Origin of the sequence: Streptomyces sp. ISL-36 (assembly GCF_018614205.1) — a bacterium.
In the GTDB taxonomy this organism is placed as follows: domain Bacteria; phylum Actinomycetota; class Actinomycetes; order Streptomycetales; family Streptomycetaceae; genus Streptomyces.
Genome location: NZ_JAGGOS010000013.1, coordinates 62875 through 79617 on the forward strand (window position 1 = coordinate 62875; position 16743 = coordinate 79617).

A 16743-nucleotide genomic window follows, 5' to 3' on the forward strand; every position below is an offset into this window, starting at 1 on the left:
GAATCGTGAGGATCTTCGGGAAGGTACGGCATCGGCCCTCCGCCTCGTGGCGGCAGGCCACCGACCGCGCGTTCACGCTGATCGGCGACGGCCGGTACGAGGACGCGGGCGCGCTGCTCACGCGCGCGGCGGATCTGGAGCCCTGGCTCTCGGAGTCCTGGTTCAACCTGGCGCTGCTGCACAAGTTCCGGCACGACTGGGAGCAGGCGAGGGCCGCCGGGCTGCGCGCCGTCGCGTTGCTCGACAAGGAGACCGGCGCCCCGGACTGGTGGAACGTCGGCATCGCCGCCACCGCGCTCCAGGACTGGCCGCTGGCCCGCCGCGCCTGGCAGGCGTACGGGCTGAAGGTGCCCGGGGCCTCCGCAGGCACGGGCGAGCCCGCCGGGATGGAGCTCGGCAGCGCGGCCGTCCGGCTCTCGCCGGAGGGCGAGGCCGAGGTCGTGTGGGGCCGCCGGCTCGACCCGGCCCGTATCGAGGTGCTCTCCATCCCGCTGCCGTCCTCCGGTCGCCGCTGGGGCGAGGTCGTCCTGCACGACGGAGTGCCCAACGGCGAGCGGACCACCACCGCGGGCCCGTCCTACCCAGTCTTCGACGAGATCGAGCTGTGGGCCCCGTCACCCGTGCCCACCTGGGTGGTCCTCCTGGAGGCCGCCACCGAGGCCGACCGGGACGCCTTGGAGCAGCTCGCCGCCGACGCCGGATTCGCCGCCGAGGACTGGTCCTCGTCGGTCCGGCTGCTCTGCCGCGCCTGCTCCGAGTCGACCATGCCGAGCGCCGAGGGCGAGGGCGAGCACCTCGACCCCCACGACCACAGCGAACCGGGCCACCCCGGCCCGCTCGGCCACCGCTCACCGGGCGAGCTCTGGGTCCCGGAGCGCGAGTGCGGCATCGCCGCCCCCGTCGGACTGGTCCGCGGGCTCCTCGACGGCTGGGTCGCCGACAGCCCCGACAGCCGTGAGTGGCGGGATCTCGAAGAGGTCTGCTGAGCCCGGTCCGTGGGCCCCGTAGGCTGTACGGGACCATCGCTGGGGTTTTGAGGAAGGCGCAGAAGCGACATGGCGCAGCAGGAGACGGACGAGCAGATCAACGACGGCTTCGTCGTGGACACGGAGGACTGCGAGGCGCGTGAGCTCGCCCACCGTGAGCGCGGCACGGCCCGCCCGATCACGGTCGTCGGCAACCCGGTGCTCCACAAGGAGTGCAAGGACGTCACGGAGTTCGACGACAAGCTCGCGGCGCTGATCGACGACATGTTCGCCAGCCAGAAGGCGGCCGAGGGCGTGGGCCTGGCCGCCAACCAGATCGGTGTGGACCTCAAGGTCTTCGTCTACGACTGCCCGGACGACGACGGCGTGCGGCACACCGGCGTCGTCGTCAACCCCGTCCTCCAGGACCTGCCGGCCGACCGCCGCGTCCTCGACGACTCCAACGAGGGCTGCCTCTCCGTCCCGACCGCGTACGCCTCGCTGGCCCGCCCGGACTACGCCGAGGTCCACGGCCGGGACGCCCAGGGCAACCCGATCAAGGTCCGCGGCACCGGCTACTTCGCCCGCTGCCTCCAGCACGAGACGGACCACCTGTACGGCTACCTGTACATCGACCGGCTCTCCAAGCGGGACCGCAAGGACGCCCTGCGCCAGATGGCGGAGGGCACCCCGCGCTACGAGACCGTCCCCAACGACTGAGTACGGCCCGGCCCGCCGCGGACCCGGCACCCGGGCCCGCGGCGGGCCGTGAGCCCGGCGGCCGCGAGGGCCGCCGGGCGCCTGCTCAGAAGTCCTCGTCGAGGTCGACCGAGCCCTCGACCGCCACCTGGTACGCGGACGGGCGGCGCTCGAAGAAGTTCGTCAGCTCCTGGACGCCCTGGAGCTCCATGAACGCGAACGGGTTCTCGGAGCCGTACACCGGGGCGAAGCCCAGGCGCTGCAGCCGCTGGTCGGCGACGCACTGCAGGTACTCGCGCATCGACTCGGTGTTCATGCCCGGCAGCCCCTCGCCGCACAGGTCGCGGCCGAACTGCAGCTCCGCCTCCACGGCCTCCTTCAGCATGTCGGTGACCTGCTGCCGGAGCGCGTCGTCGAAGAGCTCCGGCTCCTCCTTGCGGACGGTGTCCACGACCTCGAAGGCGAAGTTCATGTGCATCGTCTCGTCGCGGAACACCCAGTTGGTGCCGGTGGCCAGGCCGTGCAGCAGGCCGCGGGAGCGGAACCAGTACACGTAGGCGAAGGCGCCGTAGAAGAACAGCCCCTCGATGCACGCGGCGAAGCAGATCAGGTTGAGCAGGAAGCGACGGCGGTCGGCCTGCGTCTCCAGACGGTCGATCTTCTCGACCGAGTTCATCCACCGGAAGCAGAACTGCGCCTTCTCGCGGATCGAGGGGATGTTCTCGACGGCGTCGAACGCGGCGGCGCGGTCGCCCGGGTCGGGCAGGTAGGTGTCGAGCAGCGTCAGATAGAACTGGACGTGCACGGCCTCCTCGAAGAGCTGACGGCTCAGGTACAGCCGCGCCTCGGGGGAGTTGATGTGCTTGTAGAGCGTCAGCACGAGGTTGTTCGCCACGATCGAGTCGCCCGTCGCGAAGAACGCGACCAGCCGGCCGATCATGTGCTGCTCACCCGGCGTCAGCTTGGCGAGGTCGGCGACGTCCGAGTGGAGGTCGACCTCCTCCACCGTCCAGGTGTTCTTGATCGCGTCCCGGTAGCGCTCGTAGAAGTCCGGATAGCGCATCGGGCGCAGGGTCAGCTCGAAGCCCGGGTCGAGCAGATTCTTTTCGGTGGAGCTCATTACTGGCAGGCCTCGCAGGACTCGGGGTTTTCGAGGGAGCAGGCGACCGCGTCGGGGTCGGCGGCCTGCTGGACGGGGATCGGCGTCGCGGACGCCGCGCGGGCGATCCGGGTCGCCGGGCGGGAGCGCAGGTAGTACGTCGTCTTCAGGCCCTGCTTCCAGGCGTACGCGTACATCGACGACAGCTTGCCGATCGTCGGCGTCTCCAGGAACAGGTTCAGGGACTGCGACTGGTCCAGGAACGGGGTCCTGGCCGCCGCCATGTCGATCAGGCCGCGCTGGGGGATCTCCCACGCCGTGCGGTACAGCTCGCGGACCTCGGCCGGGATCCAGCTGAAACCCTGGACCGAGCCGCTCGCCTCGCGCAGCGCCTCACGGGTCTGGGCGTCCCACACGCCGAGCCTCTTCAGCTCGTCGACCAAGTAGGCGTTGACCTGGAGGAATTCGCCGCTCAGCGTCTCACGCTTGAAGAGGTTGGAGACCTGCGGCTCGATGCACTCGTACACGCCCGCGATCGAGGCGATCGTCGCCGTCGGAGCGATGGCGAGGAGGAGGCTGTTGCGCATGCCGACGGCCGCGATCCGCTCGCGCAGCGCCGCCCAGCGCTCCGGCCAGTTCAGCTCGACGGTGGCGCTGTAGTGATCCGGGTGCAGGACACCGCGGGCCGTGCGGGTCTTCTCCCAGGCCGGCAGCGGGCCGTTGCGCTCGGCGAGGTCCGCCGACGCCTCGTACGCGGCGAGCATGATCCGCTCGGCGATCCGGGTGGACAGCGCGCGCGCCTCGGCGGAGTCGAAGGGCAGCCGCAGCTTGAAGAAGACGTCCTGCAGGCCCATCGCGCCCAGACCCACCGGCCGCCAGCGGGCGTTGGAGCGCCCGGCCTGCTCGGTCGGGTAGAAGTTGATGTCCACGACCCGGTCGAGGAACGTGACGGCCGTACGGACGGTCGCGTCCAGGCGCTCCCAGTCGATGTCCGAGCCGTCCACGAACGCGCCGAGGTTGACCGAGCCGAGGTTGCAGACCGCGGTCTCGCCGTCGTCCGTGACCTCCAGGATCTCCGTGCAGAGATTGGAGGAGTGGACCGTGTGGCCGGGCTCCGCCGTCTGGTTGGCCGTGCGGTTGGAGGCGTCCTTGAAGGTCATCCAGCCGTTGCCGGTCTGGGCCAGGGTCCGCATCATCCGGCCGTACAGGTCACGGGCCGGCATCGTCTTGCGGGCCAGGCCCTTCGCCTCGGCCGCGCGGTAGGCGGCGTCGAACTCCTCCCCCCACAGGTCGACCAGCTCGGGCACGTCCGCAGGGGAGAACAGCGACCACTCGGCGTCGGCGTTCACCCGGCGCATGAACTCGTCCGGGATCCAGTGCGCCAGGTTGAGGTTGTGCGTACGCCGCTGGTCCTCACCGGTGTTGTCGCGCAGCTCCAGGAACTCCTCGATGTCCGCGTGCCAGGTCTCCAGGTACACCGCGGCCGCGCCCTTGCGCCGCCCGCCCTGGTTCACGGCCGCGACGGACGCGTCCAGCGTCTTCAGGAAGGGGACGATGCCGTTGGAGTGGCCGTTGGTGCCGCGGATCAGCGAACCGCGCGCACGGATACGGGAGTACGACAGCCCGATGCCGCCCGCGTGCTTGGAGAGCCGTGCGACCTGGTGGTAGCGGTCGTAGATCGAGTCCAGCTCGTCCTGCGGCGAGTCGAGCAGGTAGCAGGACGACATCTGCGGGTGGCGGGTACCGGAGTTGAAGAGCGTGGGGGAGGAGGGCAGGTAGTCGAGCCGGCTCATCAGGCCGTACAGCGCGGCGACCTCGTCCAGGGCGCGGGTGCTGTCGTCCTCGGCGAGACCGCAGGCCACCCGCAGCATGAAGTGCTGCGGGGTCTCGATCACCTTGCGGGTGATCGGGTGGCGCAGCAGATAGCGCGAGTAGAGGGTGCGCAGACCGAAGTAGCCGAAGCGGTCGTCCGCCGCGGGGTCGAGGAGGGTGTCGAGCCGCTCGGCGTGCAGAGCGACGAAACCGGCCGTGCGGTCGGCGATCAGGCCCTCGTGGTGGCCGACGGCGACCGAGGCGGAGAAGGAGACCGCGCCCTGGCCGGCCGCCTCGTCGGCGATGGTGATGGTCAGGAGCCGGGCGGCGAGCCGGGAGTACGCGGGGTCCTCGGCGATCAGACCGGCGGCCGCCTCGGTGGCCAGCTCGCGCAGCTCCGCCTCGTCCGAGCCGGCGTTGCGGCCGCGCAGCGCGGCGGCGGCGACCTTGCCGGGGTCGGTGTCGGGGAGATCGGCGGTGAGATCGGTCAGGGTCCGCAGGAGTACGGTCCCGGGTCCGTCGCTCTCGTTACCGTCGCTGTTGATCGCTGTGGCCGGATCGGCGGGCGCGATGGTCACGTGGGGGCTCTCCCTCGCTCGGCTCGGGGCCGGCGGGAGGCGGGCGGCGGCGCACCCCTGCACAGGGCAGCGCCGCGCCACGGCCCACTCCGCGAGGCCCGGACGTCTGTGGCACCCGGAACGGACGGACCGGGCGCGCTGTCCACAGGTCTTCGGACTCGCTTCGGTGCGCGAGCGAGGCAAGCACACCAAAAACACACCGTTGCGGGACAGTTCCGGATTTCCACCGGATTCCCCTGCGAGGACAGCGAGCATGAGCATACATGTGGGGGGCGCCCCTCGAAGCACCCCCCAGATGTTGTGTCTTGGCGCTCAGAGCTCCAGGCCGTAGGTGATCAGCGGGTCCATGTCCGGGATCGGTTTCCAGTCCCGGGCGGGGGTGCGGACGAAGCCGAACCGCTCGTAGAGCCGGTGGGCGGAGGCCATGCCGGGCTGGGTGGAGAGCACCAGCCGCCGGCACCCCTCGGTCGCCCGCGCCCGCTCGACGCAGGCCCGGACGAGCGCCTCGCCGACGCCCCGGCCGCGGGCGTCCTTCGCCACGGCGAGCATCCGGAACTCCGCCTCCCCGTCCCGGGCGATGTCGGCCCACTCGCCCCCGGTGACGGCGAGGGTCACCCCGCCGAGGACCGTGCCTGCGCCGTCCACCGCCACGAGCACCTCGGCCTCCGCGTCCCGCCGGGCCACGTCCCGCAGGAGGTGCAGATAGCCGTCGTCCTCGCCGAAGTCGAGGAACCCGTCGTCGAGGTAGGCGCGAGCGGTGAGTTCGCCGAGGGCCTCGTACTCCTCGGGCCGTATCGCCCTGATGATGAAGTCCATGGACGCAGTCTGCCCCGCGCACACGGCGAAGGGCCCGGGATCTCCTCTCGGAGATCCCGGGCCCTTCGCCGCTTTCACCAGGGCCGGTCGTGTCCTAGTGGCCTGCGGCGACCGCCGGCAGTTCGGTCTTGACGCCCGGGTCCCCCGCGTCCGCCGTGTAGTCCGACGGGGAGGTCTCGTCCACGCCGTCCGGCGCGTTGACGGCCTTCAGGACGAAGGTCAGGACCACCGTCACGACCACGTTGATCACGAACGCGGTGAGGCCGATGTAGCCGATCTCGCCGATGCCCGGTATCTCGGCGGACGAACCGCCGAAGTGCTTCTGGGTCGGGCTGGCCACGCCGTACGCCGCCGCTGTGCCGTAGACCATGCCCACGGCCCAGCCGGCGAGCAGCGCCCAGCGGTGGAACCAACGGGTGAACAGACCGCCGACCAGGGCCGGGAGGGTCTGCAGGATCCAGATGCCGCCGAGCAGCTGGAAGTTGATCGCGACCGTCTTGTCCATGGTGAGGACGAACGCCAGCGCGCCCACCTTCACCAGCAGCGACACCAGCTTGGACACCTTGGTCTCCTGCTGCGGAGTGGCGTCCGGCTTCAGGAAGTCCTTGTAGATGTTGCGGGTGAAGAGGTTCGCCGCGGCGATCGACATGATCGCCGCCGGGACGAGCGCGCCGATGCCGATGGCGGCGAAGGCCACGCCCGCGAACCAGTCGGGGAACATGTCCTCGAACAGCTGCGGGATGGCGAGCTGGCCGTTGGAGACCTTGACCCCGGCGGCGATCGCCATGAAGCCGAGCAGCGCCAGCAGACCCAGCATCAGCGAGTACAGCGGCAGGATCGTGGTGTTGCGTCGGATCACGTCACGGCTGCGCGAGGAGAGCGTCGCCGTGATCGAGTGCGGGTACATGAAGAGCGCGAGCGCCGAGCCGAGCGCGAGCGTCGCGTAGCCCCACTGCCCCATCTCGCCCGGCACCAGCGCGCCGCGCGGCTTGTCGGTCGCCGGGTTGACCGTCGCGTACGCCTCTCCGGCCTTGGCGAAGATCTCGTCGAAGCCGCCCAGCTTGATCGGGATGTAGATGATCGCCACCGCGATGACGATGTAGATCAGCGTGTCCTTGACGAAGGCGATGAGCGCCGGCGCGCGCAGCCCGGAGGAGTACGTGTACGCCGCGAGGACGCCGAAGGCGATCAGCAGCGGCAGGTCCTTGATGAACCAGTGGGTGGTCTCGCCGCCGCCCACGCCCATCACGTCCAGGACGGCCTGGATGCCGACGAGCTGGAGCGCGATGTACGGCATGGTGGCGAGGATGCCGGTGACGGCGACCGCGAGGGACAGGCCCTTGGAGCCGAAGCGGCCGCGGACGAAGTCGGAGGTGGTGACGTAGCCGTGCTTGTGCGAGACCGACCACAGGCGCGGCAGGAAGGTGAAGATCAGCGGATAGACGAGGATGGTGTAGGGCACGGCGAAGAAGCCGGCCGCGCCCGCCGCGTAGATCGCCGCCGGGACGGCGACGAAGGTGTACGCGGTGTAGAGGTCGCCGCCGAGCAGGAACCAGGTGACCCAGGTGCCGAAAGATCTTCCGCCCAGGCCCCATTCGTCCAGGCTGTGCTCGTTCTCGGCCCTGCGCCAGCGCGAGGCGAGGAAGCCCATGACCGTGACGGCCAGGAAGAAGAAGATGAAGACGGCGAGTGCTACGCCGTTCACGCCGTCCTTCACTGGGACGCACCCCCCTTGCGGGCGCGCTGGTCACGCTGCCACAGCTTGTACGCGATCATGGTCAGTGCGGTCGAGATGAGCACCCAGGCCATCTGGTACCAGTAGAAGAACGGGATGCCGATGAAGGTCGGTTCGACCTTCGCGTACGAGCTCACCCAGAGCATCGACACGAACGGCGCGAACAGGCAGAGCGCCACCACCACCCGCACGGGTGTGACGGTTGGTTGTTTTTCCTGCGGCACTTCGGACATACGACGAACCGTCCCCTCGCTGATCACCTGTTGTAATGGGCAGGAAATCTAGGGGACGGTTTCGCTCTATGGAACCCCTGTCCGGATAACGGATAAGACTCCGTCATGCCGGGGGTGCGGAAAGGGCGGTGGTCAGCCGTTGGGCCGCTGCAGCCGGGCCACGAACTTGTACCGGTCGCCGCGGTAGACCGAGCGCACCCACTCCACGGGCTCGCCCTGCGCGTCCAGCGAGTGACGGGAGAGCATCAGCATCGGCAGGCCCACGTCCGTACCGAGCAGACCCGCCTCCCGCGGGGTGGCGAGCGAGGTCTCGATGGTCTCCTCGGCCTCGGCCAGGTGCACGTCGTACACCTCGGCGAGCGCGGTGTAGAGCGAGGTGTACTTCACCAGCGAACGCCGCAGGGCCGGGAAGCGCTTGGCCGAGAGGTGCGTGGTCTCGATCGCCATCGGCTCGCCGCTGGCCAGGCGCAGCCGCTCGATCCGCAGCACACGTCCGCCGGCCGAGATGTCCAGGAGTCCGGCGAGGGTGTCGTCGGCGGTGACGTAACCGATGTCGAGCAACTGCGAGGTGGGTTCGAGGCCCTGGGCCCGCATGTCCTCGGTGTACGAGGTGAGCTGCAGGGCCTGCGAGACCTTGGGCTTGGCCACGAAGGTGCCCTTGCCCTGGATCCGCTCCAGTCGTCCCTCGACGACCAGCTCCTGCAGGGCCTGGCGCACGGTGGTGCGGGAGGTGTCGAACTCGGCGGCGAGAGTGCGCTCCGGCGGGACGGGCGTGCCGGGCGGCAGCGTCTCCGTCATGTCGAGCAAGTGCCGCTTCAGCCGGTAGTACTTGGGCACGCGAGCGGTGCGGGTGGCGACGCCGCCCTCTTTCTCCGTACTGCCCGCGTCCGTGGCCATGGCCCGCCTTCCCGACTCCTGTGCTGCTGCCGTCACCGGCTCCTCCGTCTGTCGCGGCTCACATGGTGGCACGGACCGGTCACGGGTCGTCGCCCTCCCTCAGGTGTCGGTCCGATAACGGACCCGACTGCCCTTCTTATACACCCTTGACACCCCTAAAGGTCTAGGCCAAGCTCCCGGTACTGGTCTAAACCATTAAAGACCAGGTCCCAGCCCCACGAGCTTTACTCGGCGTATGTCTTCGCGCGGTGGGCAGGGGTTGCAGGCATCCCTGAGGAGGGTGGCGTGAAGCGCAAGCTCATCGCGGCGATCGGCGTCGCGGGCATGATGGTCTCCATCGCGGCGTGTGGCGGTTCGGACAAGGGTGGGGACTCGGTCGGCGGCGACGTCAAGGAGATCACCGTCTGGCTGACGGTGGACGCCCAGAACAACTGGCCCGAGCTCGTCAAGGCCGCCGACGACGCGGTGGTCAAGAAGCACCCGGGCATCACGATCAAGCACGAGTACTACGGCTGGCCGGACAAGAACACCAAGCTCGACGCGGTGCTCGCCACGGACAAGGCCCCGGATGTTGTCGAAATGGGCAACACCGAGATGATCAGCTACATGGCCAAGGGCGCCTTCGCCGAGGTCGACCCGGCGAAGTTCGAGAACTCCGACAAGTGGCTCGACGCCCTCAAGGACTCGGTCACCTACAACGGCAAGACCTACGGCGTCCCCTACTACGCCGGTGGCCGCGTGGGCACCTGGCGCAAGGACATCGCCGCCGAGGTCGGCGTCAAGGCGGCCCCGAAGACCTGGGCCGAGCTGACCGCCGCCCTGGACGCCATCCAGGCGAAGAAGGGCGACAAGTTCAGCGCCTGGTACCAGCCGTCGCCCGACTGGTACGCCGCCATGTCCTTCGTCTTCGACGCGGGCGGCTCCATCGCCAAGCAGGACGGCGAGACCTGGAAGTCCAACCTGTCCTCGCCCGAGTCCCTCAAGGGCCTCACCGCGTACAAGAACATCCTCGACAAGTACATGCACGGCGACAAGACGAAGGACGAGTCCGACCGTCCCGTCGTCTTCGGCCAGGGCAAGTCCGCGACGATGTTCGCCGCCGGCTGGGAGGGCAGCACCGCCGCCGACCCGAAGACCGACAAGGTCGGCGGGCTGAAGGACAAGCTCGAGAACTTCGTGATGCCCGGCCCGTCCGGCAAGAACCTCCCGGTCTTCCTCGGCGGCTCCGACCTGGCCGTGCCGGTCAAGTCCAAGGCGCAGGGCGTCGCGGCCGAGTGGATCGCCGCCTTCACCGGCGCCGAGGGCCAGAAGGGCCTCGTCGCCAAGGGCAACCTGCCCAACAACAAGGCGGACCTCGCCCCGCTGAAGGCCGACCCGGCCACCACGGTCCCGGCGACCGCCGCCGAGTCCAGCTGGTTCGTCCCGACCGCCCCCGGCTGGGGCCAGGTCGAGAAGGCCCAGATCCTCAAGACGATGCTCATCGACATCGCCAAGGGCAAGTCCGTCGAGGACGCCGCCAAGGCTGCGGACACCGCGATCGACAAGGTCATCAACGTCAAGTGACCTATGGGCAGGGCCCCGTCACCCTGGCGAGTGAGCCGAAGGGGCGCGCGGGCGTCGAAAGGGAGAACGCGCGGAGAGTCGCGAGGAACGAGCGACCCGAGCACGATCGACCGTCGACGCACGCTGAGAGCGCCCCGGAGGCGAACCGAGCCCAAAAAAAAGGGGGGCCGACGGGGCCCTGTCGCCCGTACCAGGAGAGGGATCGCTGAGGAGCACGGGATGAGTGCCGCAGACACAACCACCGCGAAGGTGCCGCCGGTGCGGCAATCGCCACCCTCCGGCTCCACGGCCGGTGTCCCGGGGAAGCCCGGGAAGAAGTCGAACGGCGGGGCGGGCGTCCCATGGCTGCTTCTCGCGCCATGTCTCCTCGTCCTGCTGCTGGTGCTGGGCTATCCGCTGGTCCGTTTGGTCGCCCTCTCGTTCCAGAAGTTCGGCCAGCCCCAGCTGTGGGGCTTCCAGGAAGCGGAGTCGGCCGGCTTCGACAACTTCGCCAAGATCCTCGGTGACGGCGAGTTCTGGGCCGTCGTGCTGCGCACCGTGATCTTCGCCGCCGGCGCCGTGATCGTCACCATGGTCCTCGGCATGATGATCGCCCTGCTGCTCCAGCGCGTCTCCGGCTGGGTCAAGGCCCTCATCAACATCGTGCTCGTGGCGAGCTGGGGCATGCCCATCATCGTCGCCACCGCCATCTTCAAGTGGCTCTTCGACGCCGACTACGGCGTGCTCAACTGGCTGCTCAGCCGCCTCCCCGGCGTCGACATGATCGGCCACAACTGGTTCGCCAGCGGCCCGCAGGGCCTCGCAGTGATCATGCTGCTCGTCGTCTGGGGTGCCGTCCCCTTCGTGGTGATCACCCTGAGCGCCGGCCTCACGCAGGTGCCCAAGGAGCTCGAAGAGGCCGCCCGCCTCGACGGCGCGGGCGCCTGGGGCGTCTTCCGCTTCGTCACGCTGCCCATCCTCAAGCCCATCATCGTCATGCTCACCACGCTCTCGGTGATCTGGGACATGGGCGTCTTCCCGCAGGTCTACGTGATGCGCAACGGCCACCCCGAGGCCGAGTTCCAGCTGCTCACCACGTACTCCTTCGACCGGGCGTTCGTCGTCAACGACTACGGCACCGGCTCCGCGATCGCACTCGTCACGGTCCTGCTGCTGCTCGGCGTCGTCGCCGTCTACATGCGCCAGATGCTCAAGATCGGAGATGTGGAGTGAGCGCCGCCAACGCCACGGCAGCCCCGGCCAAGTCGCCCGCGCCCGCCGCCACCCGCCGCCGCAAGTCCAAGCTCGGCTGGAACCTGCTCGGTCTGCTCGTCGTCCTCACGGCCGGCTTCCCGGTCTACTGGATGATCAACACGGCCTTCAAGCCGGCCAAGGACGCGATCGACCCGGATCCGCACTTCTTCCCGTCGACCTTCACGCTCGAGAACTTCGAGCGCGCCCTCGACATCGCGGACTTCTGGGGCCCGGTCTTCCGCAGCCTCGTCGTCTCGGCCGTCGTGGTCGTCATCGGCATCGCGGTCGGCCTGCTCGCCGCCCTCGCGATCTCCCGGTTCGCCTTCCGCGGCCGCAAGATCGTGATCGTCGGCATCCTCGCGGTCCAGATGGTCCCGCTGGTCGCCATGATCATCCCGGTCTTCCTGCTCCTCAACGACCTCGGCCAGTACGACCGGCTCAGCGGCCTGATCATCACCTACCTGACCTTCATCCTCCCCTTCACGGTGTGGACCCTGCGCGGCTTCATCGTCAACATCCCCAAGGAGCTGGAGGAGGCCGCCCAGGTCGACGGCTGCACCCGCACCGGCGCCTTCATCAGGGTCGTCTTCCCGCTGCTCGCCCCGGGCATGGTCGCCACCTCCGTCTACGGCTTCATCCAGGCGTGGAACGAGTACCTCTACGCCCTGATGCTGATGAGCCAGCAGAACCAGACGGCCACCGTCTGGCTCAGCAACTTCATCACGAAGAACGGCACCGAGTACGCCCCGATGATGGCGGGCTCCACCATGATGGCCGTCCCCATCGTGATCCTCTTCCTCCTTGTCCAGCGCAAGATGGCCGCGGGTCTGACGGCCGGCGCGGTGAAGGGATAACGCCGAACCATGACCACTCTCACCACCGGCACTGACACCCTGACCCGCGACGCGCTCACCGTGCTCCAGCCCGGCTTCGTCGGCACCACCGCGCCCGACTGGCTGCTCCGGAGGATCGGCGAGGGGCTGTCCTCGGTCGGTCTCTTCGGCCGGAACATCGCCTCGCCCGAGCAGCTCGCCGCACTCACCGCGCGACTGCGGGCCGAGCGGGACGACGTCCTGGTCGCCATCGACGAGGAGGGCGGTGACGTCACCCGCCTCGAGGTGCGGCACGGCTCCTCGTTCCCCGGCAACTACGCGCTGGGCGCGGTCGACGACACGGACCTCACCCGGGCCGTCGCCCGGGAGCTCGGACGCCGGCTCGCCGAGTGCGGGGTCGACCTCAACTGGGCGCCGTCGGCGGACGTCAACTCCAACGCCGAGAACCCGGTGATCGGCGTACGGTCCTTCGGCGCCGACCCGGCCCTGGTCGCCCGGCACACGGTGGCGTACGTCGAGGGCCTACAGGCCGTCGGCGTCGCCGCCTGCACCAAGCACTTCCCCGGACACGGCGACACCAACGTGGACTCCCACCACGCGCTGCCCCGGATCGATGTGGGTCTCGCCACACTGCACGCCCGTGAGCTGGTACCTTTCCGCGCCGCGATCGCCGCGGGTACCAAAGCGGTCATGAGCGCGCATATTCTGCTCTCCGCGCTCGACCCCGACCGCCCGGCCACCCTGAGCCCGCAGATCCTGACCGGTCTGCTCCGCCAGGAGCTGGGCTTCGACGGGCTGATCGTCACCGATGGCATGGAGATGCGGGCCATCGCGTCGACGTACGGCATCGAGCGCGGATCCGTCCTCGCGATCGCCGCGGGCGCCGACGCCATCTGCGTCGGCGGCGGGCTGGCCGACGAGGGCACCGTACTGCGACTGCGCGACGCGCTGATCGACGCGGTACGGACCGGCGAACTGCCCGAGGAGCGGCTGGCCGACGCCGCGGCGCGCGTACGCGCCCTGGCGGCCTGGACCCAGGCGCACCGGGCCAGGGGGGCTCTGTCGGGGCCGGGCGCGGCAGTGCAGGAGGGGACCGCGCCCGGCACCGAGATCGGACTCGTCGCGGCCCGCCGGGCCCTGACGGTGACGCCGGGGGAGCGGCACACGCCGATGACCAGCGCTCCCTATGTCGCCGCCTTCACCCCGGTTCCCAACATCGCGGTCGGCGACGAGACGCCGTGGGGCGTCGCGGCGGAGCTGGAGCGGCTGCTTCCGGGGACCGCGACGGGCACCTACGGCGCGCCGTCGGTGGACGCCGTGCTCGCCGCCGCCGGGGAGCGCCGGATCGTGGCGGTGGTACGGGACGCCCACCGGCACCCGTGGATGACCGAGGCCCTGGACGCCCTGCTCGCGGCCCGCCCGGACACCGTGGTGGTGGAGATGGGCCTCAACGGCTCGCAGCCCCGTGGCGCCCTGCACATCGCCACGCACGGGGCCGCGCGGGTCTGCGGCCGGGCGGCGGCCGAGGCGATCGCCGGAGTCTGACGGCGTACGACGAGGGGCCGGGCACCTGGTGGCCGGCCCCTCGTCGTACCGCAGGGGGTCAGATGCCCTGCCACGCGGGCTTGTTCGCGAACGTGTGGCGGAAGTAGTCCGCGAGCTTCAGCTTGGACGCGGCGGCCTCGTCCACCACGACCGTGGCGTGCGGGTGCAGCTGCAGCGCGGAGGCCGGTACGAGCGCGGCGACCGGCCCCTCGACCGTCTGTGCCACGGCGTCGGCCTTGCCCTCGCCGGTGGCCAGGAGCACCAGGTGACGGGCTTCGAGGATGGTGCCGATGCCCTGGGTGATGACGTGGTGCGGCACCTGCTCGATGTCGTCGTCGAAGAAGCGCGCGTTGTCGACCCGGGTCTGCTCGGTGAGCGTCTTGATCCGGGTCCGGGAGGCGAGCGAGGAGCACGGCTCGTTGAAGCCGATGTGCCCGTCGGTCCCGATGCCCAGGATCTGCAGGTCCACGCCCCCGGCGTCCCGCAGGGCCCGGTCGTAGGCCTCGCAGGCGGCCTGGACGTCCTCGGCCGAGCCGTCGGGACCCATGAACGCCTCCTGGGAGAGCCCGAGCGGCTCGACGACCTGGCGCAGCACGGTGGAGCGGTACGACTCCGGGTGCCCCGCGGGGAGCCCGACGTACTCGTCCAGCTGGGCGATCCGCGCCCGCGAGGCGTCCACGGAACCGGCCTGGACCTGTGCGATCAGGGCCTCGTAGATGGGCAGCGGAGTCGAGCCGGTGGCAACGCCGAGCAGCGCGTCGGGCTTGCGGCGCAGGAGGCCGGCGATGCCGTCCGCGATGAGCGCGCCGCCTGCCGTGGCGTCCGGGACGATGACAACTTCCACGCTGGTGCCTGCCGATCGTGTGAGGGGCCTGTGTGGTATAGACCAATCATAGCGAAATCTAGCAGAGGAAGGGCCTTCCGCCCAGGCTCGTCCGGTGGGCGGACCCAGCCCTCTCCATCCTCGGCCGGGACCACCTCACGGGCCACTCGGCGTCAGGCGAGGGAGCCCCCCGTGGCGTCGATCCACTGGCCCGTCACCCACCGGCCGTCGTGCGAGGCCAGGAAGGCCACCACGTCCGCGATGTCCGCCGACGTCCCGACCGCGCCGAGCGCGGACATCGCCGCCGCCCCCGCCCATGCCTCCTCGTTCCCGCGCAGCCAGCCCGCGTTGATGTCCGTGTCCACGATTCCGGGCGCCACCGCGTTGACCGTGATGCCCCGTCCGCCGAGCACCTTGGACAGATAGCGGGTGAAGACGTCCAGGGCGCCCTTCGACATCGCGTACGCCATGGTGTCCGGCATCATCGCCGCCTTGCTCAGGCCCGTGGAGATGTTGATGATCCGGCCGCCGTCGCGCAGCCGCTCGGCGCCGAGCCGCGCCAGGAAGAACGGCGCCTTGGTGTTGACCGCGAAGAGCCGGTCGTACTCCGCCTCCTCTATCGTCGCGAAGGGCTGCGAGGCCCCGATCCCCGCGTTGTTCACGAGGATGTCCAGGCCGTCGGCGTGGGCGTCGAACGCCTCCCAGAGCGCCGCCGCGTCTCCCGGCACCCCCAGTTCCTGCCCGATCGCGAACGCTTCGCCCCCGGCGGCCTCGATCGTCGCGACCGTCTCCTTCGCCGCCGCCTCGTTGCTTCCGAAGTGCACCGCGACGCGCGCCCCGTCCCGCCCGAGCCGCTCCGCGATCCCCCGCCCGATACCCCGGCTGCCGCCCGTGACCAGCGCCGTCTTCCCCTTGAGCGCGCCCATGGCGAGCCCCCCTCACTTCCGTAGTGGTCGTTACAGAAAGCACCGTACCACGTTCCGTAGTGCTCGTTATAGAATCGGCGCCGTGACGACGAAACAGCGTGGGCGCCCCCGCTCCTTCGACCGCCCCACGGCGCTGGAGCGGGCCACGATGGCGTTCTGGGAGCACGGGTACGAGACGACGTCCGTCTCCGACCTCACCCGCGTCATGGGCATCAGCGCGCCCAGCCTGTACGCGGCGTTCGGCGACAAGAGGACCCTGTTCGAGGAGGTCGTGGAGGCGTACGCCGGCTCGTACGGCGCCTACGGCGGCCGGGCCTTCGCCGAGGAGCCGACCGCGCGCGGCGCCCTGGGCCGGATGCTGCGGGAGGCGGCGGACGTCTTCACGGACCCGTGCCATCCGCGCGGCTGCCTGATGATCTCCGCGGCGATCAACTGCTCGACCCCGGAGGTGGAGGAGGGCCTGCGCGAGCGCCGCAACGCCAACCTGGCGGCCTTCGAGGCCCGGATTCGCAAGGGGGTCGATGCCGGGGAGCTGCCCGCGGGCACCGACGCCGGCACTCTCGCGCGCTTCTGCGGCGCGGTGCTGCAGGGGATGTCCCAGCAGGCGCGCGACGGGGCGACGCGGACGGAGCTGGAGGCGGTGGCAGAGGCCGCGATGCTGGCCTGGCCCTCCGCGCGGAGCGGCCCGGAGAAGGCCCTGGAGAAGGCCCCGGAAATGGAATCGGCAAAGGCCCCGGAAACACCCGCGGGCCGCGGCGCCTGACGGGACCCTCAACCCGTCCGGCACCGCAGCCCGGAGCTGCCCGGCCGGGGGTGTGCGGTCCCACGGCCGTATGGGAGGTCTCGGCGCAGTCAGGGCAGAGAGCGCCGGGTACCTCGTCCACCTTCCTGTGCGGGGAGGGTGGGGGTCATGATGTGATGCTGCCTCGCCATTGTGGACTAGACCATTCTGGTCTGTCCATCCATGGGTTCGGCGGGTTTCCTGG

General features: G+C 70.1%; 15 protein-coding genes and 1 riboswitch. Of the genes, 7 read left to right on the forward strand and 8 right to left on the reverse strand.

Annotation, left to right across the window (positions count from 1 at the left end; genetic code table 11):
* Positions 1 to 5: 5 nt before the first annotated feature.
* Both J7E93_RS02715 and def read left to right on the forward strand, forming a co-directional pair.
* Complete coding sequence (locus J7E93_RS02715; RefSeq protein WP_215065589.1) at positions 6 to 986, forward strand: hypothetical protein; 981 nt, start codon at positions 6 to 8, stop codon at positions 984 to 986.
* Positions 987 to 1055: 69 nt separating this feature from the next.
* On the forward strand, positions 1056 to 1685 hold the full coding sequence (def, locus tag J7E93_RS02720; protein WP_215065590.1) for a peptide deformylase: 630 nt from the start codon (positions 1056 to 1058) through the stop codon (positions 1683 to 1685).
* A gap of 85 nt (positions 1686 to 1770) precedes the next feature.
* Here def and J7E93_RS02725 read toward each other — a convergent pair whose 3' ends face one another.
* The 6 genes from J7E93_RS02725 to J7E93_RS02750 form a co-directional block, all read right to left on the reverse strand.
* On the reverse strand, positions 1771 to 2784 hold the full coding sequence (locus J7E93_RS02725) for a ribonucleotide-diphosphate reductase subunit beta (protein WP_215065591.1): 1014 nt from the start codon (positions 2782 to 2784) through the stop codon (positions 1771 to 1773).
* Positions 2784 to 5153 carry a ribonucleoside-diphosphate reductase subunit alpha gene (locus J7E93_RS02730; protein WP_215065592.1) on the reverse strand — a complete coding sequence of 790 codons (2370 nt, stop codon included), beginning with the start codon at positions 5151 to 5153 and terminating at the stop codon, positions 2784 to 2786. Before J7E93_RS02730 ends, J7E93_RS02725 begins: the two co-directional genes overlap by 1 nt.
* A 147-nt stretch (positions 5154 to 5300) precedes the next feature.
* Positions 5301 to 5389, reverse strand: a riboswitch (cobalamin riboswitch).
* Positions 5390 to 5465: 76 nt separating this feature from the next.
* A complete protein-coding gene (locus tag J7E93_RS02735) occupies positions 5466 to 5969 on the reverse strand; it encodes a GNAT family N-acetyltransferase (RefSeq protein ID WP_215065593.1) in 504 nt (167 codons plus the stop codon).
* 94 nt (positions 5970 to 6063) lie between these two features.
* Positions 6064 to 7686 carry a monocarboxylate uptake permease MctP gene (gene mctP / locus J7E93_RS02740; protein WP_215065594.1) on the reverse strand — a complete coding sequence of 541 codons (1623 nt, stop codon included), beginning with the start codon at positions 7684 to 7686 and terminating at the stop codon, positions 6064 to 6066.
* Complete coding sequence (locus tag J7E93_RS02745) at positions 7683 to 7937, reverse strand: DUF3311 domain-containing protein (RefSeq protein ID WP_215065595.1); 255 nt, start codon at positions 7935 to 7937, stop codon at positions 7683 to 7685. Before J7E93_RS02745 ends, mctP begins: the two co-directional genes overlap by 4 nt.
* A 132-nt stretch (positions 7938 to 8069) precedes the next feature.
* On the reverse strand, positions 8070 to 8834 hold the full coding sequence (locus tag J7E93_RS02750; protein WP_215065647.1) for a GntR family transcriptional regulator: 765 nt from the start codon (positions 8832 to 8834) through the stop codon (positions 8070 to 8072).
* A gap of 285 nt (positions 8835 to 9119) precedes the next feature.
* Between J7E93_RS02750 and J7E93_RS02755 the strand changes: the two genes are divergently transcribed.
* From J7E93_RS02755 to J7E93_RS02770, 4 genes are all read left to right on the forward strand, one after another.
* Positions 9120 to 10397 carry an extracellular solute-binding protein gene (locus tag J7E93_RS02755; protein WP_215065596.1) on the forward strand — a complete coding sequence of 426 codons (1278 nt, stop codon included), beginning with the start codon at positions 9120 to 9122 and terminating at the stop codon, positions 10395 to 10397.
* 219 nt (positions 10398 to 10616) lie between these two features.
* Complete coding sequence (locus tag J7E93_RS02760) at positions 10617 to 11609, forward strand: carbohydrate ABC transporter permease (protein WP_215065597.1); 993 nt, start codon at positions 10617 to 10619, stop codon at positions 11607 to 11609.
* Positions 11606 to 12484, forward strand: a complete 879-nt coding sequence (locus J7E93_RS02765) for a carbohydrate ABC transporter permease (RefSeq protein WP_215065598.1) — start codon at positions 11606 to 11608, stop codon at positions 12482 to 12484. Before J7E93_RS02760 ends, J7E93_RS02765 begins: the two co-directional genes overlap by 4 nt.
* A gap of 9 nt (positions 12485 to 12493) precedes the next feature.
* Positions 12494 to 14008 (forward strand): glycoside hydrolase family 3 protein, encoded by a 1515-nt coding sequence (locus J7E93_RS02770; RefSeq protein ID WP_215065599.1) that lies wholly within the window; start codon positions 12494 to 12496, stop codon positions 14006 to 14008.
* A gap of 58 nt (positions 14009 to 14066) precedes the next feature.
* On the opposite strand, the gene nagB is transcribed toward J7E93_RS02770, so the two are convergent.
* Together nagB and J7E93_RS02780 are read right to left on the reverse strand one after the other, a co-directional pair.
* Positions 14067 to 14852 carry a glucosamine-6-phosphate deaminase gene (gene nagB / locus J7E93_RS02775; protein WP_215065600.1) on the reverse strand — a complete coding sequence of 262 codons (786 nt, stop codon included), beginning with the start codon at positions 14850 to 14852 and terminating at the stop codon, positions 14067 to 14069.
* 152 nt (positions 14853 to 15004) lie between these two features.
* Positions 15005 to 15757 (reverse strand): SDR family oxidoreductase, encoded by a 753-nt coding sequence (locus tag J7E93_RS02780; protein WP_215065601.1) that lies wholly within the window; start codon positions 15755 to 15757, stop codon positions 15005 to 15007.
* Positions 15758 to 15839: 82 nt separating this feature from the next.
* On the opposite strand from J7E93_RS02780, the gene J7E93_RS02785 reads away from it, so the two are divergent.
* Positions 15840 to 16520 carry a TetR/AcrR family transcriptional regulator gene (locus tag J7E93_RS02785; protein ID WP_308367626.1) on the forward strand — a complete coding sequence of 227 codons (681 nt, stop codon included), beginning with the start codon at positions 15840 to 15842 and terminating at the stop codon, positions 16518 to 16520.
* Positions 16521 to 16743: the final 223 nt, after the last annotated feature.